The 20,799-nt window shown below is 37.8% G+C and carries 15 protein-coding genes, 1 other RNA gene and 1 riboswitch; of the genes, 2 read left to right on the top strand and 14 right to left on the bottom strand.

What is annotated here, in order from left to right; translation table 11 throughout:
- Window positions 1-168 precede the first annotated feature (168 nt).
- The 4 genes from RTR43_RS00300 to RTR43_RS00285 all read right to left on the bottom strand — a co-directional run bounded on the left by RTR43_RS00300 (window position 169) and on the right by RTR43_RS00285 (window position 4,922).
- Complete coding sequence (locus RTR43_RS00300; protein WP_312468841.1) at window positions 169-1,713, bottom strand: ArnT family glycosyltransferase; 1,545 nt, start codon at window positions 1,711-1,713, stop codon at window positions 169-171.
- Window positions 1,714-1,954: 241 nt separating this feature from the next.
- Window positions 1,955-2,683 (bottom strand): endonuclease/exonuclease/phosphatase family protein, encoded by a 729-nt coding sequence (locus RTR43_RS00295; RefSeq protein ID WP_312468840.1) that lies wholly within the window; start codon window positions 2,681-2,683, stop codon window positions 1,955-1,957.
- 118 nt (window positions 2,684-2,801) lie between these two features.
- On the bottom strand, window positions 2,802-3,518 hold the full coding sequence (locus RTR43_RS00290; protein ID WP_312468839.1) for a YkoP family protein: 717 nt from the start codon (window positions 3,516-3,518) through the stop codon (window positions 2,802-2,804).
- Between the two features lie 210 nt (window positions 3,519-3,728).
- Entirely contained in the window at window positions 3,729-4,922 is a 1,194-nt protein-coding gene (locus tag RTR43_RS00285) for an MGDG synthase family glycosyltransferase (protein WP_312468838.1), read from the bottom strand.
- A gap of 357 nt (window positions 4,923-5,279) precedes the next feature.
- On the opposite strand from RTR43_RS00285, the gene RTR43_RS00280 reads away from it, so the two are divergent.
- Window positions 5,280-5,564 (top strand): hypothetical protein, encoded by a 285-nt coding sequence (locus RTR43_RS00280; protein WP_312468837.1) that lies wholly within the window; start codon window positions 5,280-5,282, stop codon window positions 5,562-5,564.
- Between the two features lie 300 nt (window positions 5,565-5,864).
- Here RTR43_RS00280 and RTR43_RS00275 read toward each other — a convergent pair whose 3' ends face one another.
- The 6 genes from RTR43_RS00275 to RTR43_RS00250 all read right to left on the bottom strand — a co-directional run bounded on the left by RTR43_RS00275 (window position 5,865) and on the right by RTR43_RS00250 (window position 14,288).
- Window positions 5,865-7,178 (bottom strand): alkaline phosphatase, encoded by a 1,314-nt coding sequence (locus tag RTR43_RS00275; RefSeq protein ID WP_312468836.1) that lies wholly within the window; start codon window positions 7,176-7,178, stop codon window positions 5,865-5,867.
- Between the two features lie 683 nt (window positions 7,179-7,861).
- Window positions 7,862-8,344, bottom strand: coding sequence for an anaerobic ribonucleoside-triphosphate reductase activating protein (nrdG, locus tag RTR43_RS00270; RefSeq protein ID WP_312468834.1), 483 nt, complete (start codon window positions 8,342-8,344; stop codon window positions 7,862-7,864).
- Window positions 8,341-10,236, bottom strand: coding sequence for an anaerobic ribonucleoside triphosphate reductase (locus RTR43_RS00265; RefSeq protein ID WP_312468833.1), 1,896 nt, complete (start codon window positions 10,234-10,236; stop codon window positions 8,341-8,343). The genes nrdG and RTR43_RS00265 overlap by 4 nt, the downstream gene beginning before the upstream one ends.
- A gap of 109 nt (window positions 10,237-10,345) precedes the next feature.
- Entirely contained in the window at window positions 10,346-10,795 is a 450-nt protein-coding gene (locus RTR43_RS00260; RefSeq protein WP_312468831.1) for a flavodoxin domain-containing protein, read from the bottom strand.
- The gene (locus tag RTR43_RS00255; protein ID WP_312468830.1) at window positions 10,795-11,835 is read right to left on the bottom strand and encodes a ribonucleotide-diphosphate reductase subunit beta; all 1,041 of its coding nucleotides are present in this window, start codon (window positions 11,833-11,835) and stop codon (window positions 10,795-10,797) included. Before RTR43_RS00255 ends, RTR43_RS00260 begins: the two co-directional genes overlap by 1 nt.
- Window positions 11,836-11,999: 164 nt before the next feature.
- Window positions 12,000-14,288, bottom strand: a complete 2,289-nt coding sequence (locus RTR43_RS00250; protein WP_312468829.1) for a ribonucleoside-diphosphate reductase subunit alpha — start codon at window positions 14,286-14,288, stop codon at window positions 12,000-12,002.
- A 159-nt stretch (window positions 14,289-14,447) separates the two neighbouring features.
- Window positions 14,448-14,644: riboswitch (cobalamin riboswitch) on the bottom strand.
- 368 nt (window positions 14,645-15,012) lie between these two features.
- On the opposite strand from RTR43_RS00250, the gene RTR43_RS00245 reads away from it, so the two are divergent.
- Window positions 15,013-15,723 carry a VC0807 family protein gene (locus tag RTR43_RS00245; protein ID WP_312468828.1) on the top strand — a complete coding sequence of 237 codons (711 nt, stop codon included), beginning with the start codon at window positions 15,013-15,015 and terminating at the stop codon, window positions 15,721-15,723.
- Between the two features lie 710 nt (window positions 15,724-16,433).
- Here the strand turns inward: RTR43_RS00245 and ssrA are convergent.
- The 4 genes from ssrA to RTR43_RS00225 form a co-directional block, all read right to left on the bottom strand.
- Window positions 16,434-16,791, bottom strand: a transfer-messenger RNA (tmRNA) gene (ssrA, locus tag RTR43_RS00240).
- A gap of 179 nt (window positions 16,792-16,970) precedes the next feature.
- Window positions 16,971-17,438, bottom strand: a complete 468-nt coding sequence (gene smpB / locus RTR43_RS00235) for an SsrA-binding protein SmpB (RefSeq protein WP_248736657.1) — start codon at window positions 17,436-17,438, stop codon at window positions 16,971-16,973.
- Window positions 17,439-17,528: 90 nt separating this feature from the next.
- Window positions 17,529-19,889: a ribonuclease R gene (gene rnr / locus RTR43_RS00230; protein ID WP_312468826.1), complete on the bottom strand. Its 2,361-nt coding sequence runs from the start codon at window positions 19,887-19,889 to the stop codon at window positions 17,529-17,531.
- Between the two features lie 25 nt (window positions 19,890-19,914).
- Window positions 19,915-20,661, bottom strand: coding sequence for an alpha/beta hydrolase (locus RTR43_RS00225; protein ID WP_312468825.1), 747 nt, complete (start codon window positions 20,659-20,661; stop codon window positions 19,915-19,917).
- Between the last annotated feature and the right edge of the window lie 138 nt (window positions 20,662-20,799).

The following is a 20,799-nucleotide window of genomic DNA, read 5'->3' as shown; positions in this document are numbered from 1 at the left end:
AAAAAATGTTAATAAATCCATTCTTATCTTAAGATATGGTTCTAAAGATTATATAAATATTCTATTAAATTAATCTTAACAGCCCAGAAATTCTACTATTCGCTTTAGGCCTCGGATTAAAATCAAAAGTTTCAAAGTGGATTTTCTATAAAAAAACTCACTTTAAGGTTATCTATTCTTCAAAAAAGATTGTGTAACACTATCGAACGTACGGTCCTCTATTCTTATTTTGTCCTTCTTCTCAAAGGTTATCCCATCTTTTTCCCTTTTACGAACTATGTACCCCCACTTATTAGAGGTTAAGATCTCTAACTGATTTGATTCAATCAGTTGTTTAGATTCTAGTCCTTTTTGTAATAAAAGCAGCGCCCGCTCCTTTTTTAAAAAATCATTTAAGCCTCCGTTTTCTACTAGCAAATCTCCATATAACTCCGCTGTCAAAACTTCATTTTGCTGCCATGGCAGCGGGTTGGTTGGCCGATACAAAAATATGCTAGAACCTTTCACTTCCTCTAGTCCATGAACTTTTTGAAGCAAGCTCAGAGGTAAATTCGGAATCGGTCTATGTAAGTAAGTATGAATTTGACCATAGTAGAAGAAAGAAACAAACAAAATAGAGAGTATAAGCACTATTTTTTTGAGTAATCTTCCGTGCATCATCAGTAAATTACTTGCAAGCACACCAATAATGATTGACAAGGGCGTGTAAACGGGGAGGATATACCATCTTATTTTTGTTTTAGCAAAAGTAAATAATAGAAAAGGAATAATAATCCACAAACATATCCCCAATTTGTAGAACTTATTCTCGGATTTTATTACTTTTGACGATAAGCCCTTAAAAGTGTACAGGAAGGCCAGTCCTAATAAGATAGCGAGCCAAAAACCGAAAAACCGAATCAATACGAGTACATAGTATAGTTTACCCCCAATATGCCCTTCAATAGAGGTAGAAGATCTTTGAAGCAAGTCATATTCAATCATTTTCCTAAAGAATTCAAAACCGTCATATTGGTATCTGGTAACCGCCCATATAAGAATGGGGATAACCATACACGAGATTAATAATATCCAGTTAAATTTCGTTAGTCTTTTTATTTTTCCGCTAATCATTACATATAATCCGATGATGATGGCAATATTGCCCGCATGCCAGCTTTTTGTAAGGAAAGCTAGAGCAAACGCAATTCCCGAACAATAAAGCCACTTATCATTTTGTTCAGAAAGTAACAAGGACAGAATACTCCCCGTAAATAAAAAGACAAACAGGGCATCTGCATCTCCCGTTCTTGCACTGTGATTGATAATAAATTGGGTACTAGTAGACAATGCCAGTGTAGACAGGATTGCGGCAAGCTTTCCGTAGCTTTTATTTACGAAAGCAGCAACCATGATGATTGTGAGCATAGAACTAATCCCTGATAGAAGTCTCAGTCCAAGCGCATTAAATCCTGCTAGTTTATATCCAGCCATCACAGCCCAAAAACTAAACGGGGGTTTTAAATTCCAATAATCGATTTTGTAACGGTAGGTACTTACAACTAAGTTTTTCTGTTTTAACATTTCATAGGCACTAACTCCGTGCCTTGCCTCATCCCAACTAGATATAGGAAAATTCCCTAAATGATAAAAAATGTTATAAAAATCAATTGCCAGTAAAATGAGGATTAAATATGGGTAAATGATTTCAAAATTACGATATGAACTATACATATATCCATACTCCTGCCTGTCAATAAATGTACAACATGAAAAAAATGAGCAACTACATAGGCCAACAAACTAATATCTAATGTTGTTAATATTCATGTTTGTATTATTAGGAGTCCCTATGCTGTAGATTTTCATGCTTTACAGAAGATGGTATTTATTACATCTTATAAAAGGAAGCTAGTCTAGGATACATGATACGTTCACAGGAGAAATGAATCTTGTTAAAAGTCAAACCTATTGGCTAATAAAGAGAAAGTGTCGCTTTTAACGGCAAATGGTCGGAGGCTTTTGATAAAATTTTCACAAGTTCTACCTCAACAACTCGAACCTCTTGGCTCACAAAAAGATAGTCCAATCTTATTCTTGGCTTGTTTGATGGATAAGTAAATCCAGTCCCGCTACCTGCAAGATTCCAAACGTCTTGAAACTTTTTCGTTATATTGCACCATCTATTTGATCCCGGCCTCATATTCCAATCACCCATAACAATCATAGGATGTGAACACTTTTCAAGCTGATGGATGATAAAGTTCGATTGCTTTCGATGAAGAAAGGAATTTAAACTTAAATGAGTCACAAAAAATCGAACTAACTTTCCATTTATTTGAATGGACGCTTCTAGTAGGGACCTTGGTTCGGCTAGGCCTGGTTTTAAATGAAATGAATGACTCTTTTTTGTTATAATCGGAAATCGAGACAGAAGAGCATTTCCATATTCCCGAACGTTCGCCTGGTTTTTGGACGATAAAGAGATGGACGGACTAAAACCATGATACATGTTTAATTGCTTCGCAAGCCAACTAATCTGATCTTCATAGTCACTTCGCCTAGAAAAATTTCTATCCACTTCGTTTAGACCAATGATATCTGACTCACTTTTTTCAATTATATCTGCAATTCGATGAAGATCCGTTTGTTTATCGATCCCTTTACCATGGTGAATGTTATAAGTCATAACCTTAATATCCAAAATCTCCTCACCTCAAAATCGAAAATCGTTTACTCGCAATGAAGTGAAACTCAATCAGTGGAGGCGATTCATCTCCCTCTTACTCCCGGCGTATGCGGGATAAACAATCTAATGATTTTCAGGAGGGATATCTCCGCATAAGTTCCTTTGTCGACATGACCATCATCTTGGGCACAAGATGTTCCACTTTGTTTTGTAACCTATCTTTTCCTTGAGGATGAACGACAGACAATAATAAGCGCAAATATATTCTGGTAAAGAAGGAGAATGGTCCTCTTGGCAAGTTACAAACGGTAAACCCGAATTGTTTTGTTCCACGATGGATCATAGAAACCCCGTATAGTGCCTTAATCTTTTCATAATTTGGATGGTTTAAGATGATAGGCAGAGTCTTCGGTAATAATTGCTCCGTTGTTCGAATCATTTGAATGGCTAATTGAATAGTAGAACGTGATTGGATTCCCATGTTATAAAGCACTTCATTATTAAAATGTAGTTCCAGTACATGGTCTCCCCTTTTAATTTTCTCTCCGTCTGACAATTGAACTGTTTTACCCCAATAAGTACGTATTCTTACGTTTAAGAATGGATGATTTTCATCAATGGGATGGATATGAACTAACCAATTAAACACTTTTTCCCATTTGAGCCATAACGAAACCATTACTTTCTTTTTCCAGGTTACTTTTGAAAATGTAAAGGCTACCTCATGACATGATGGGCCTTTGCGGAATACACCGAAGCCTAAGACAGCAGTACATATCCATGGAATCACTCCATAAACAATGAACACAATGAACAGAATGATCAAAGTCAAAAACATGGCTTCCTCCATGTTACATTCTCCTTCCCCGTTTCACTTTATCACCTTGTAGGAGCCAAAAAATCTAGAACAATAACAACAAATTACGAGGACTTACTCAAACGATCATGGGATAATTGAACCAATCTATCCATCTCTTCATCATTAACATTTTGTAACATGTAATACTTGGCGATTCCCCACCCTATCTAGCCAAAAGAATCTGTACTTTCAAGTCTTGGCTCACCTTTTTCCCATATCTGGTGTAAAAATCAAGGATAGGCTTTGTTGTTTCGTTCGAACAATCACATCAAGAGCATCAAAATTCGTTCCTTTCATATGAAATCGTTTAACGTTCTCTTTCATACCTACTAGGAACTTTGGAGTATATAATAGCTGGAAAAGCTTTTTCCTTAAGTCAGCAAGATTTTCAGCTTGCATGGCCACACCCGCTTGTACTAAAAATTGAGCATTATCTTGTTCTTGCCCCGGAAGTGGACTATAAAGCAACATGGGTAATTTCATCGCCATTGCTTCCGAAATCGTTATTCCTCCAGGTTTGGTAATAATGAAATCTGAAATGGCCATGAGCTCATGAACATAGTCAATATATCCTGTCAAATGTATGCAATGTTTTGAGTCCTTTAATTCTTCTTTTAACTGATGTCGTAATTTTTCATTATGACCACATACAATGATAAGTTGTATGGGTTGAGGTAATGCATCCAGCTCGCGAAAGGTCAATAAACCATCGCGAATCATGCCGTGTCCCCCGCCCATCACCATGATCGTAGGCAAGTCAAAATCCAGTCCATATTTTATAGAAAGATCTTTACGAGAATAATGCTCGTAAAATTTTGATTTGATTGGAATTCCTGTATCAGCAATTTTAGAATCTGCAATTCCCTGGCGGTTTAAAGCATGACGAACGAGGCTTGAACCAACGATATATTGGTCCGTATAGCGGTGAATCCAATAACTATGATCGGTATAATCGGTGATAATGGTCACTGAGGGAATATTTGTTAACCTACACTCTTTTAACTTGGACATGACACCTGCCGCAAACGGAAACGTACTGACAACAACAGATGGCTGGACTTCCTGTAACAATTTCAGCATTCTCCCCATACCAGTGGAAAGAAATGAGTTTAACTTGATTGAAAAAGGATTAACCCTCCGTGTTTTTTGATAAAAATAGCCATATAGGCTAGGGAGCTTTTTAACTCCTTTCATATACACATAGCGGCTAATGGGATAAAGATAAGAATGAGCTACTGCCATAAAATCCACAACAACTGGTTCTGCATCTGGCAGGCGCGATTGCACCGCCTCGCGGATCGCGATGGCAACTTGTTGATGTCCCTCTCCAAAAGTACTAGATAGAATAAGAATTTTATCTTTTTTCTTAAATTTATTTTTTTCACCTCTCCACATCACCTTTTCAACCCCTTAAAAAGAAAGATTCCGAGTTCATTTTATCCACCACTTGAGTTATTACTCTTTACTATTTCATTCAACATTGATAAGTATCCACAGAATACAAGAATTTATGAGGAGACAACGACTGAAACTCGGACTGACCTTGGGACAAATTAGTGAAGAAGTAGCATAATTTGCATGGTTATCATTTGTCTATTTTACTCAGTAATCATTTTCGTCTTTTATCGAGCTATCATTTCCAACTCATTAGACCTACTTTCAATACTCTAAAGAAAAAGAGAATGATTATCACTATCAACAAGAAAATAAAAATATAGTACAAAAAAAGACACATAATCCAGCAGTAGTGGGATGCCTAAATTTAAAAGATTGATGCAAAAATTGGCCCTAACTAAAACTTTCTACCATCATAAAACAACAGATTATTCATGTAAATTTCATTTCTTCCATGCTACCAAAAGAGTAAAAACTGATAATAAATCAAATAATATAGGAAAATTTAAAATTTCAAAAAAGGAGAAGATTCTTTTGAAGAAACAGTTCTTTAAGTTAGCAGCATTTTATATATCCTTTGCTATGGTATTTTCGCCTATTAATACTGAGGCAGAAGAAGACGGTTTCTCCCCATTGAAATAGAAATCGAAATAGAGAGAAGAAGACGTATTGAAATTGAAAGAAGAAGACGAGGATTCTAAGGAAGCAAATGATTTAAACAGTGTTTCCATGAGTGATATTATCCCCTTATAGTAGACAGATAAAAGAAAGCATACTAATCAGTCTACTATGGAGGGGATTTTTCATTAGCTATTTAATTTTTTCAAGAAGCGTAGCTTTTTCTGTACACTCCACTTTGGCCTGACGGTTTTGTTAAACAATTATTTTACTACTTTTTAGTCGAACCTATTATCTTTTCTCTCCCTTCTAAATGAAGCGGATTTATTTTGTTGGTGTAAAATTAATCTTCATAGCTTTTGCCATTAATCCTGGAATATCCGTATTTTCGTGTAAGCCTCTGAATAGGTCGGAACCTGGTCCAAATGCGTAAAGTGGGATATCTACTCCAGTATGTTGAGTGCTTGTCCACCCTACAAGCGCACGTTCAGAAATGACCTCATTAATGGCCATACTTGGTTTTTGAGCGGATTTAATTTTTTGAACCTCTGATTCCGTTAAATCAATTGTTGAATATTGTTTAACTACATCTTTAATGTTACTGCGAGTTACATCCAATTTACTTGCCATAAAATCACCAGTTGCAGTCACGTTTCGCAGTACCTCTACCTTCGCATCGTATTGACCATATCCTCCAACAGACATACCGCCTGTATCGTGGTCTCCAGCAACTACAACGAGTGTATTTTTATCCTTCTTGGCGAAATCAATCACTTCAGCTAATGCTTGCTCAAATGCTTCAGCATCTTTCATTGCCCAAGCGGCGTCGTGAGCGTGACCGGCCCAATCTATTTGGCTACCTTCAACCATTAGGAAGAAACCGTCTTTATCTTTTTTAAGAACATCCAATGCAGATTTCGTCATTTCTTTTAGGCTTGGCTGATTTGTTGTATTACGGTCCAATTCTGGTGCCATTCCTTCTTCAGAAAATAAGCCGATTAGCTTTTTAGACTTATCTGCTTTTCCTAAGTCATCTTTGCTAGAAATATAATCATAACCCTTTTCTTTTGCTTGATTTAAAAGGGATTCAGGGAAATATTTCTTGCCTCCACCAAGAATGACGTCTACATCATTTTTGAGAAGCTGTGGCGCAATATCAGCCTCATTAGCACGAGAAGCAACATGTGATGCGAAAACAGCTGGAGTAGCATGGGTAATCGTTGAGGTCGCTACTAGACCAGACGATTTCCCTTCTTCCTCAGCCCTTTCAAGGATTGTTTTTAACTCTTTCCCTTTAGGGGAGGTGCTGATCATTCCGTTGTTTGTTTTTATACCAGTCGCAAAGGCTGTTCCTGCCGCTGCTGAATCTGTCACTGGAGAGTTAGCTGAATAGGATCGGTGCATACCAACAAGCATAGAATCCATAAGAGTCTCTTGACCTTTAAACCAACGATAATTTGTGGCGTATGAGGCTGAATAACCATCAGGAATCATAAAAATAACATTTTTAACTTTTCCATTATTTACATTTCTATTAGCTTCAACGGGTTCGATAGGTATGTTGGTCCCAACGGCCATCCCTAATGCAATAGAAGAAATTGCTACGATTGTTAATACATTCTTTTTAATTCTCTTCATGATTTTCCCCTCCCAATAATATTGTACATAATGAATTATATTTGGTTATTATTAAACCCTCTTTAAAGTCGGGTTAATGTAAGGTGGATTTTTAATATTAGGAATTATTACTTATTTAAAAACCAATAAATTCGTTTATCTAGTAATTTGCCCTTATTTATTTCACTAAAAAGTGAGTAATTCCCTTATTCACTCACTTAAAACCTGATGTTTAATACTAAGGTATTATAAACTACCCATTGCGGTTTATTACAAACATTTACAATTCCTTTACAATGAAATCCAATAAATGTTGCTTTAGAATAATGTTTGATTAAATTGATACTTATAACCTTGATAAACGAACAAAAAGAAAGAGCCTGTTTTGAAAAAGAGATTGATCAAAACACGCTCTAAGTATATTCAATTGAGTCATTCTATTATTAAAAAATTTAATCATTTCTATGATCTTTATTCCATTATAGCGCCCGATTGTTGAAGACCGATAAATAACATTGTGTTTCCAAAAAGAACGTTCTTGTTAAAGAAAAACACCAAATTGTGAAAGATCATTAATCCAATCATATTGAAAAAACTTGCCCGTTTTTATTTCTCTGTGTCATAGAAATCTTCCACAGCATTCCTTCCTCTTATGCAGATCGCTTTCTTTTCAAGCAATCGGGTTTCAAATATATCATAAAGAGCTAACTGAGTTCCTCTATAATCTCTCCCCGTCCAAGACTTTTTGTTACATTAATGATCCTTTGATTTGAACTTCCTTTAAAGCATAGGGATAAGTCTCGCTTTGTTAAGTCAAACCTTCCATCCACTAATACGTCAATTTGTTTAAGCAGGGCAGCATGATCAGGATTTTGCATTAATTCCTCGTAAAGATAGCCAGTATAACACCAAATGTTCTTTCCTTCTTGTTTTAATTTTTGAGCGAGTGGAGCAATTTCCTTTGCTTGAAGAAAAGATTCACCACCACTGAACGTTACATTTGATAGTTCATTTTGCATGACTTCTTGAAAAATTTCCGTTTCGGTCCATTCCATTCCATTCTCACAGTTCCATGATTGTGGATTGTGACAGCCATGGCAATGGTGAGGACAACCTGCAAAAAAGATTACTGTTCTTAACCCTTTCCCATCAACAATAGAGTCATGAAGGATGTTTAAGACTCTCATTTTGTTTTCTCACTAAGGAATTTGGTCTTTTTGAGATACTCGACACCCGATAGTTGGTGCTTAACCCGATCCCGTTCTTCGCTACGTTTACTTGAATTCCATCTATTTAATGAGCCAACTAAATAGCCTGTAATTCTTCTGATACGCTCAATGTTGAATTCATCATGGTTTCCACATTTCGGACATTCATTATCGATAATCCCTTGATTGCCGCAGGCCATACATCTATCCACTGGATGATTAATACTCCCGTATCCAATCCCATATTTTTGCATAGCCCGAACTAATGTATCTAATGCATCAATATTACGGCTTGGATCTCCATCTACTTCAACATACGTAATGTGTCCTGCATTATTTAGGGCGTGGAAAGGAGCCTCAATTTTGATTTTATTAATGGCACTGATAGGATAGTAAACAGGTACATGGAAGCTGTTTGTGAAGTAATCTCTATCTGTAACACCCTTAATTACTCCATGTTTCGCTTTAGTTGTTCTTAATGCTTTTCCTGCATTAGATTCAGCAGGGGTAGCCAGTAAAGAGTAATTTAATCCAGAATCTATTGTAGCTTGATCCATTTTCTTACGTAAAAATCGAATGATTTCATATCCTAGTTTGAAAGATTCATCGCTCTCACCATGATGTTTTCCTGTTAATTGAACTAAAGCTTCTGCCAATCCAACGAATCCAACCGAAAGAGTCCCTTGTTTAAGGATTTCGGTTAATTTTTCATGAGGTTCTAGTGCTTCTCCATTCCACCATATGCCTTGCCCATACAAAAACTTAAAGTTGGCTGGTGTTTTTTCAGATTGATAGAGATAGCGTTCGTATAATTGTTTAATGCAGATATTTGTATATGCTTCTAGCTTCTCTTTAAAATCATCCAATGATGTAGATTCAATCCCAATAAGCGGTAAGTTAAGAGTTGTAAAAGAAAGGTTTCCTCTTCCTACTGGTGTTTCTCTCCCATTTACATTTCCAATTACTCGTGTTCTACAGCCCATCGTGGCAATTTCACTTTCAGGTGTACCATCATAGTATGGTAGATTAAAAGGTGCATCAATAAACACATAGTTCGGGAATAACCGTTTGGCTGTTGTTTCTAATGAAAGTAGATACAAATCATAGTTTGGATCGACTTCATTAAAGTTTACGCCCTCTTTAATTTTAAAAACAGTGACCGGAAAGATAGGTGTTTCGCCATTTCCTAATCCTTTTTGAGTAGCCAGAAGGAGATTTCTAGTGACCATTCTTCCTTCTTTTGATGTGGCTGTTCCTAAATTTATAGACACAAAAGGAGTTTGGCCGCCTCCGCGACTATGCATACTGTTACAGTTATGAATAAAAGCTTCACATGCTTGAAGGACTTCATAATCTGTTAGATCCCAGGCTTTTGCTTCGATCTCTTCTTCAGAAAGGCTAACTGAAAGTTCTTTTACTAATTTCTGTTTCTTTTCAAATGATTTCTGAACATAAGGAGCTAGATCATAGTCAAAGCAAGGCATAGATTGACCGCCATGCTGCATGTTTTGGTTCGCTTGGAAGATAATACTTGTGAGTGCCATCGCACTTGTAATGGATTTTGGCTCTCTCATATGTCCATGTCCTGTATCAAATCCATCTTTTAATAATTTTGCTAATGGAATCTGCGTGCAAGTAGTGGTTCCGGTTGGGTAAAAATCCATGTCATGAATATGAATATACCCGCCTAAATAAGCCTGTTTGACATCTTCTGATAATAATTTTTCGACTGTATAGGCTCTAGAGCTCGTTGAGCCAAATAAGCTCATCATCCCCATCGGCGATATGCCATCAACATTGGCGTTTTCCTGGATTAAATCTTGGTTACTGCTGTCAACTATTTCTTGAAATTGTTCAAATAGCTTGTTCATTTTATTCACTACCATTTCTGATCGATATTTATCATATTAAGGATCTTTTTAAACCATTTTGCAGGTAACAATTTAAACTAGCAAAATAAACGCTCTTATTTTACGCAATCTATGTCAAACTATTTCTTTTTACCCGTTTAATAAAAAAATCGACAAATTGATTACAGCGCTCCATGTCGCTTACTTGTGGAGAGAGTTCTATTTTTAACGTTACCGCAAGATTTGTTTGGACATATAACATATCTCTAAATTCATCAACTGCTCCACAAAAATGAGGGTAAAAACGATCTCCTGACCCAACCACTCCTGTTATCATATGTTTTACATTTTGCTTTTCAAACGCTTCATATAGGAAAAACATATCTGGCGGAATTTCTCCGTCTCCCCAAGTATAGGTGCCAATGACGATTGCATCGTATTCTGATAGTTGGGAAAGTGCAAATTCATCCACTTCATATAAAACGATGTTTGCAAAATGAGGTAGAAACCGTTCGTAAAGACATTTGATAAGTTCTTCGGTATTCCCAGTTCTAGACGAATAGACCATGGCTATTTTCATTACAATTCATCAAATCCGTTGGATTGCGTCACCTTTGAATAGTTCCGCGACTTTTGCTCAAAAAAGTCTGATTTTGTTTCATTTAACATTTCGTCACTAAAAACATGAATCCATGGCATTGGATTCTCTCGATCCGAATAAAGATTTTTCAGTCCAAGCTGGCGAAACCGTTTATTGGCAAGGTATTCAACATATCCTTCAAATTCAAGTAAATCAATTCCTTCTATATCTTTTAAGATATAATAAGACCATTCTTTTTCCAATTCTACCGCCTTGCTTATGGTTTCATATATATAATCAATATTCTCTTTTAAATTCATTTCAGGATTTTCCGTTAACAGAATGCGAATAAATTGGGAAATTAAGTACGCATGCTGCATTTCATCACGTTGGATATAACTAATCATTGTGCTTGTTTTCAACATTTTTTGTCTACGAGCTAGATTGTAAAAGAAGGCAAAGCCCGAATAAAAATAAATACCTTCTAAATTGATGGAATTAACCGCGAGTTTAAATAAATTTTGCGGTGTTGGATTCATATGAAACGCTTCATACGCTTCTAAAATGAGAGCGTTCCGTTTTTGTACAATTGGATCATCTTTTGCTTGATTAAAGCGGGCATTTTGTTCTTGTAAGGGAACAAGCGAGCTTAAAATATAGGAATATGATTCGTTATGAACCGCTTCCTGCTGAGAAATAACTGCAAATATTGCTTTAAAACTTGAGTCCGTCACATAATCCATTACTTGACTCATTATGGGTGTTTGCAAACTATCTAATGAAGCTAGCTGGGTATTGACCCGCAAAAAAACATCTTGTTCTACGGAACTAAGAAAATCCCATTGCTTAATATCATCTTGCATATTAATCTCTTGTGCTTTCCAAAAGTTCGACAACAATGTTTGATATAAATCATACATTTGCGGATAGGCAATATCATTCCAATTTAAGATTCCAGAAGATTTTCCGTTAATAATCCCTGTTGATTTATTTGGAAACTCTGGATTCAGCAGCTTCATTTTAGTTAAAGTTTGATTCATAAAAAATCCCCTCCTACATGTTGTTTCGTTTGTCACCGTTACACTATTTTGACTTTAGTGTTTGTTCATGAAGTGAATCATCTCATACCTTATATACACCAAAGGACTATTTTTATTGAAACAATTGTAAACATAGCCTCCTGAATAAATGGTCCAAAAAAAGATCAGCTATGACAGGCTTCACATTCCTCAATCTCAGCCTGAGAAGTACTTCGTACATAATAGGTCGTTTTCAAGCCATTTTTCCATGCTTCCATATGAAGATGTAATAAGTCTTTTGCTTTAATATCGTGCTTCACATATAAGTTGAAGCTGATAGCTTGATCCACATGTCGTTGTCTTGCTGCATTTTGTTTTATACTCCATATTTGATCCAATTCATGTCTAGATCGACGATAATAATTGTACGTAATATGATTCAAATCAGGAGCTGTTACTTTAAATTTGAAGTTTTTCTTTTCTTCTGCGTATTCAACAGAATAGATTGGATCAATGCCATCAGTTGAACCGCCAATTTTTGCTGTTGAAGAGTTAGGGGCTACTGCCAGCAACCACCCATTGCGAAGCCCTTTTTGTGCTATCTCTTTTCTTAAATGTTTCCAACGATCAGAGGAATAGTCTTTCCTTTCAAAATATTGACCAGTTTCCCATTCAGAACCTAAAAATTGGCTGTAAGCTCCTTTTTCTGCAGCTAATTCCATAGAAGATTGAATCGCATAGTAGGCAATGTCTTCATATAATTCGTCGGCATATTGAACGGCCTCTTCTGATTCCCAATGAATTCCTTCTAGCGCTAAAAGATGATGCCATCCAAATGTACCTAATCCTACCGCTCGATACTTTTTATTCGTTTTCTCCGCTTGTCCAACACGTATCGTATTTAAATCGATCACATTATCCAACATTCTCACTTGAATTCGTATTAAGCGTTCAAGTACATTGGCTGGAACTGCTTTTGCCAAATTAATAGAGGATAAATTACAGACCACAAAGTCACCTGGTTTTCGAACAATAATTAAGTTGCCATCTTCATCTTCACTTTCATTCACGATTGTTGTAGGGGACATATTTTGAGCAATTTCGGTACATAAATTACTGCAAAAAATCGATGTACGACCTTCACCCCTTACATGTTTGTTTGGATTTAGCCGATTCACTTCATCCCGATAAAACATATAAGGAGTACCCGTTTCTAATTGGGCAATCATCAACCGAGACATTATGTCCATGGCACGATACGTTTTGCGCGGTAGCAGTGGATGATTGACAGCTTCTTGGTAGTTTTCTGTGAAATATTTTTTATCTTCTTCATCATAAAAGTCTTCAAGTCCGAGTGGATTCCCTTCCTCGTCTTTCCAACCCATTATTTGTTTCACTTCATGCGGACAAAATGTGTGCCACATGCCACTGCTTCTCCCAGATTCATCCACTTCCTGAAGTTTTTCCATAAATAAATCTGGTATGGTGACACCGGTAAAAATATCATGTGCTTTCCGCCGCTCATCGCCATTATTTGTTTTTAGATCGAGAAAGCCGTTCATGATGTCTTTATGAAAAATATCAAGATATACTGCGATCGCACCTTGTCGCTGTCCAAGTTGATCCACACTAACAGCTGTATCATTAATTAATCGTATCCACGGCACTACGCCAGAAGAATTCCCTTTAAATTTCTTAATATCTGAACCAAGTGCACGCACTTTTCCATAATAAATCCCAATTCCACCGCCATCTTTACTTAATCTAGCAATATCCCAATTATTTAAGTAAATTCCATCGAGTGAATCCTCTACTGTATCAATAAAACAAGATGAGAGTTGACCAAAGCTTTTCCCTGCATTCGTCAATGTCGGTGTTGCCACTGTCATGTACAAATGACTCAATGCCCAATAGGATTCTTTTACGAGTTCTAATCGTTTTGTACTCGTTTCATCTTTCATTAAATGCATGGCAATAATCATAAATCTTTCTTGTGGCAGCTCGTATACATTCCGTCCATGATCTCTCGCAAGATATCGATCTGCAAACAAGAATAATCCAATATAGGTAAATAAATGATCCCGATCAGAAATTATTTCAGCAGCTAATTCTTCTATTTCTTGTTTCGAATACGAGTTTACTAAATCCGTTGAATAGATTCCGGTTTTAGTTAATGTTTTAATCAATGCGTAGAAATCTCCGTATTTTTGAGACCGATCGTACCCCCTATTTTTAGCGGCAAAATCATATAACTCATTCAAATAAAGCTGAGCAGCAACAAATGTCCAGTTGGACTGATCCATTGCAATCTTATTTAATGAATATATCAGCGCCTGCCCATTTGCTTCCAATTCTGTTCCATTTAAATGTGCTACGCGATCGTTGATTTCCCTAGTATCTAAGCCATATTTCTCTCCTACCTCTTGAATGACCTGTAATACATATGAATGATTTGTTTGTGCTGGTGAATTCATGTTTGTTTCCTCCCGTTCGTAAAAAAGCTTTCATAGACAAAAAAATCCGCTCAAATCATTGAGCGGATGAAACGAAGGTCAAAAAGAATAATCGAAGATAACAAATATTAGAATTCCTCTTGAAGCCGCCGTTTCATCTTCTCAATCCCCGAAGAAGTTGAAACATATAAAAATAAGACAGGTCTCCTGACTCATGCTTCATCCTACTTTAAATCCTTCCCGTATAAGCACCTATCACTAAGCCGTCTTATACAGTGGTTTATTTATTTCGTCAGCATTTACAGTTGCGGGGGCAGCTTCGGCTTCAACCGAATTCCCTATTAAGCGAAAATCGCATCTTATTATATGGCCGATACTATATATAGTTGTAAATTCTCATTAAAATCCAATATGTAGTAATTTCTATATTTAATAGTAAATGATTTATTTTTATTTTACAAGGTTTAATTGATCCTCCATACCCTATTCTTTTTTTCACCTCCTAATACCATTTATCTTTCCAACTATAAATCGATCCCTACTTTCCAGATACACGATTACAGATTTCAATGAATTTAAAGAAGATGACCCCCGCTCAACCCCGATGTATGCAACATTTGACCAGCTTAACCACAGAGCGGACAGGATGTCCCTTGACATCAGGAGCTTGTTCTATTTATTGAGGTTGGTCCATATATATTGAATAACTGAGGAAAGTACGGTGAAAAATATGAGGCCAGCCTTAATGCTGTTAGTAGATTTTGTTGTGTTTTTAATCTTCCCTTTGGTATTTTGGGAGTTAAGTCGGAATGTTGTAAGGGACTATCCCGCCATGATTCTCTCCACACTGCCTGGGATCCTTTATAGCTTATACCGATTCAAAGATACTGGAGGGCTTAATTATACGGGAATATTTGTCATCCTAAATTTAACTGCAGGCCTATTGGTGGATTTTCTGTCTGGTTCTGCCTTACAGCTGTTATGGAATAATGTTTTTTACTCAGCCGCCTTATTATTTATATATTCTGTAAGTCTGGCGGCTAGGAAGCCGCTTTATTTATTCTTTACCTTGGATCTCATGGTGATGAGGGGATATGACAGAAATACTACAAAAGAGTTGTTATTTGAAAAGAAGACATACAAGATTTTTCAACTGATAATGTTAATATACTGTGCGAATGAACTGATATATATTGTGTGTTTATCAAGATGGATCTTGAAATACGGCGTAGAGGCATACCGCCTTGATATTATACTAGATAAGTCCCTAAATATTATGCTGTCAGGTGCCTCACTGGCAGCCTTCTTCTTTATCTATCAGGCTGCGAACGAAATAACTCCGGTTAAAAAAATTGTAATTGCAAAACCAAGGAGAAATTTCGTATCTCTATCATCTTACTGGACTTCCTTTTATTTTGAATGGGCTTACTTTTATTTTAGCAACCATAAGCGGTAGCGGGTGTATTGAATTTTAATTAAATGTTTAGTCTGTACCACTCACATGTTGGGATAATGGAGCAACCCTTGATGTTAATCATAGTCTCCTTGGCCATGAACCAAACCACTTAGATATCCCCTCAGTTAAACGGAAGTCTTAGATAAGAATTATATAGAAATTACTTTTAAATATACTTGAAACAGGAGCATAGCAATGCACCATAATAACGTTGCTTTGTTTAATTCTATGCACATTTTTGCTTAGGTACATTGCTTCAAAAAGTTAATAAAATATATATTACATTTTGTCTCCATTGGCATTTCCAGCTTTAGTCGTAGTCACCTAATAAAGGCGGTGAGAGCAGAGCTAGACTTCACATCTTTCGTCTAGTGAAATGGGTATTTCACTTTAACTGGTTAAAGTGATTCATTTTTGCGGCGCTCCGCCCCTTTTCCACAGAAAACGTAAATGGCGTTACACGCCACCATCTAGCATGGAAATACAATTCGTTCTAAAAACCAAGCTAACTTAATAAAGGCGGTGTGAGCAGAGCAGAACTTCACCTAATTCGAAGTGAAAAATGTATTTATTTCACTCCAATTGGATAAACTAATTCGCTTTTGCGGCGCTCCGCCCCTTTTCCATACAAAAAATAAAGCATAAACTTTCCAAACGGAAAATTTATGCTTTACGTCACAGAAAATAAAAAAACCACCAAACATTATGTATGGTGGAGACGGTGGGAGTCGAACCCACGTCCAAAGATATCGCCACTTAAGCATCTACGAGTGTAGTCGATATATTGGCATTTCGCTGAGTCTTCTGCCTATCGACCGGCGTCCGGTCAGCTAGCCTGGTTGTTCTCTTCCTTCATCCTCAGGCGGTGGAATCCGGCGTAGCCCACTTAGAGTGAGTCCCTTACCCTACCACATGGGCAATGGAGGGAGGAACCGCTATGCAGTATTAAGCTGCGAAAGCGAGGTTGTTGTTAGTTTTGCCAGTTATGGCTTTGACGTTTTAACGAGGCCGATCCCCTCGACTCGCAACCTAAGCTCAAACTACCCCTGTCGAATCCGTAGCGTCCCCATTATAAAATGAGCTGAAATCTAGTTAAAGATTCTGCATCAGACGTTAGGATGCTCAACATTTATTTGAGCAAAAATTTCTGCCGCTCATCAAAGCGACAAACTTATTATAACACATTTTGCAGATTTATCAATTGTAAGTATTTGTAAGCTTCGCGTTTTGCCCAAGCAACAGAAATATTACATCTTTTGACGATCGCGGAAGACTCGTTCGATTTCACGTTTGGCTTCTTTTTGCTTTAAGGCTTCACGCTTATCATAATTCTTCTTCCCTTTTGCCAAGCCAACTAACACCTTACAAAAACCATTTTTTAAATAAAGCTTCAATGGGATAAGGGCATAGCCTGCCTCTTTCGTTTCTCCAATCAGCTTATTAATTTCACGTTTATGAAGCAACAGCGTTCGTGTCCTTAATGGGTCGTGATTATAGCGGTTTCCCTGCTCATATGGGCTGACATGCATCCCAAATAAAACAACTTCTCCATTTTGAATCCGAGCGTAGGAATCCTTAAGATTCACTTTACCAGCACGAATCGACTTGATTTCCGTCCCCTGGAGAACGATGCCCGCTTCGTACGTTTCTTCAATAAAATAGTCATGGTAAGCCTTTTTGTTTTGTGCGACTACTTTTCCTTCACCTTTTGGCATTTTTTCCACCTCATCTATGGATTTTATTTTAGCAGAAATATGATAGCCATACAATCAAAAGAGGCCTTGTGTAAAGGCCCCTTACGTTTATTATTTATTTTTTCGCTTTGTACTTTTTGACTTAGGAACATTATCGTAAAATTTTCGTTTCTTTTTCTTTTTGTTCCCCTGACCGCCAGCTGATTCCGGCGTTTGGCCATTTTGATTTCGTCCTTGTTTGCGGTCACCTTGCTGCTTATTTCGGCGCGGTTTATGCGTATCACTGCCTGTTTTAAAAACCTTCGGCGTCTCAGACCGCTCGCGGCGTGTACCCTTCATACCGACAATTTCAAAATCAATCGAGCGCTCATCCTTATTAACTTTTACCACCCGAACGGTAATTTCATCTCCTATTCGGAACACATTTCCGGTCCGCTCGCCAATCATTGCGAGATGCCGCTCGTCAAAGCGGTAGTAATCATCAGTCATATAGCTGACATGGACAAGGCCTTCAATCGTATTAGGCAACTCAACGAACATTCCGAAGTTGGTCACCGAGCTGATGATCCCGTCATATTCGACGCCAATCTTATCTTCCATGTATTCCGCTTTCTTCAATTCGTCGGTTTCGCGCTCAGCATCCACAGCACGGCGCTCCATTTTCGAAGAATGCTGGGCAATCTCAGGTAAGCGGGCATTCCATTTTTCCCTTGTTGATTCATCGAGCTTTCCTTCGATTAAATACGTACGAATCAATCGATGAACGATGGTATCAGGATATCGGCGAATCGGTGAGGTGAAATGGGTATAGAACTCGGTCGATAATCCGAAGTGTCCGAGACTTTCAGGGTCATATTTTGCCTGTTGCATCGAACGCAGCATAACGGTCGAGATCACCATTTCTTCCGGCTTACCTTGAACCTCTTCAATAATTTCTTGAAGGGCCCTAGGGTGTACATCATTGGCCGTCCCTTTCACAATGTAACCAAAATTGGTGATAAACTCAAAAAATCTCCGGAGCTTATCTTCCTTTGGATCCTCGTGAATACGGTAAATAAACGGAACTTCCAGCCAGTGGAAATGCTCAGCCACCGTTTCGTTTGCTGCTAACATAAATTCTTCAATTAGGCGCTCAGCAACGGAACGTTCTCTGAGAATAACATCGGTTGGTTTGCCTTCCTCATCGACCAATACCTTTGATTCTTTAAAGTCAAAGTCGATGGCGCCACGCTTCATCCGTTTATTGCGGAGAATGGCTGCAAGCTCTTCCATCATTTCAAACATCGGCACAAGCGGTTCGTATCGCGACAGAGTTTCCTCATCTTTATCAATAAGAATCAGATTTACGTCATGATAAGTCATCCGCTCCGTTGTTTTGATCACACTTTGAAAAATTTCATGAGAGACAACGGTGCCCTCTGGTGAAATTTCCATATGACATGACAGCGTTAGACGGTCAACCTTTGGATTTAATGAGCAAATCCCATTAGACAATCGGTGCGGAATCATCGGAATCACTCGGTCTACTAAATAAACACTTGTGGCCCGCTCCTCTCCCTCGAGGTCGATTGGCGTTCCTTCTTTTACATAATAGCTAACATCGGCGATATGAACACCAAGCTTGAAGTTGCCATTTTCAAGTTTGGTAACGGTAACAGCGTCATCAAGATCTTTGGCATCAGCCCCATCAATGGTAACAATTGTTTCGTTCCGTAAATCGCGACGATTGGCCAATTCACTTTCATCAATTGTATCTGGCGTGTTATTTGCCTGCTCTAGTACATCATCATGAAAAGCCATCGGCAAGCCGTGCTTATGTATGACGGATAGAATGTCCACTCCTGGGTCGTTTTTGTGACCAAGAATCGTAATGACTTCACCTTCCGCACTTTTTCTACCCTCGGGATACGTGACGAGCTTCACAACGACCTTATGTCCTTCGACCGCTCCCTTAGATGCCGATTTGGGAATAAAAATATCACTGGCAAATTTTTTATCATCAGGAATGACAAAGCCAAAGCTTTTGCTTTCGACATATGTTCCAACGACTTGCTGGACGCCTCGTTCAATGATGCGAATAATGCTGCCTTCCCGGCGCTGCCCTGAGGTTTCTGATGAAACTCGTGCTAAAACGGTATCTCCATGCATGGCCGTGTTTGTTTCATTAGGCGGTATAAAAATATCATCCATTCCCGGTTCATCCGGCGTCACAAACGCAAAGCCTTTCGCGTGGCCAATCAACCTTCCGCGAATTAAGTTCATTTTTTGCGGCAGACCGTAACGGTTGCTGCGGGTGCGAACCACCAACCCCTTTTCTTCCATTTGGACGAGTGCTTTGACAAACTCTTTAAAATCACTTGAGTCCTGGATGCCAAATGCCTCTTCCAGCTCTTGGACAGTTAATGGCTTATATGCCTCGTCCCTCATATATTGCAAAAGCTTATCAATGTGCTTTTGTATGTTATCTTCCAAACTGATCCCTCCTTAGGGTACTTTATTAATCGTGCCAGTCTAACTTTTCTAAAAAAGCATAAATATCCTCGTGCAGTTGATCACGTTCCCTATCGAGCGTAATAACGTGGCCGGATTCTTCATACCATTTGATTTCCTTTATTACCGACTCTATGTTCTCGTAAATAATGTTGGCACTTTCCGTGTTAATCATTTTATCGTGACGAGCCTGAACCACAAAGGTAGGTGCATAAATCATATCGACATTTTCTCGGACATCGGCGATTAATTGTTGAAGTGCCTTTAATGTTTTCATTGGTGTCTTTTTAAACTCATTCATTTCCATTTCGATTTGCTCGTCCGTTTTTCCTTCTCGTCTTTTAAATTCACGAGCATATTCGAGAATTCCTTCATACATAACTATTTCACTTTTTATATGCATGGGTGCGCACATTGGTACAATTGCTTTTATAGGTACAGTGTATCCCAATTTCAAGGAAAATACGCCGCCAAGAGAGAGTCCGGCAACAGCGATTTCTTCATGGCCTTGATTTTTTAAAAATTCATATCCATTTATGACGTCCTGCCACCAGTCTTCAGGGCCAGTATGTACAAGTTCTTCAGGAGGTACTCCATGACCTTTGTAATGGGGTGCATGGCAGGTGTAGCCTTTTTTTTCAAGGAAACGTCCAAGCATCCTGACATCTGCCGAATTGCCAGTAAAACCGTGAAGCAAGAGGACTGCCCTTTTTCCTCCTTTAAAAGTAAATGGTTTCGGTATAGTGACTTTCATGTAAAAAAACTCCCTTAATTACTATTAGCTTATTTTAGTTTAAGCAATGAAGTGGTGAACATGCTAGAAAAAAGGCTTGTGACGGAGAAATGTTGTGCTGAAAAATTTTTTTCAAAACAGATTGAAATATAGATATCG

This window comes from Neobacillus sp., assembly GCF_031988165.1.
Classification (GTDB): Bacteria; Bacillota; Bacilli; order Bacillales; family Cytobacillaceae; genus Neobacillus; species Neobacillus rhizosphaerae.
The sequence above is the reverse complement of the archived record's forward strand: the minus strand, read 5'-3'. Positions and strand labels throughout refer to the sequence as shown.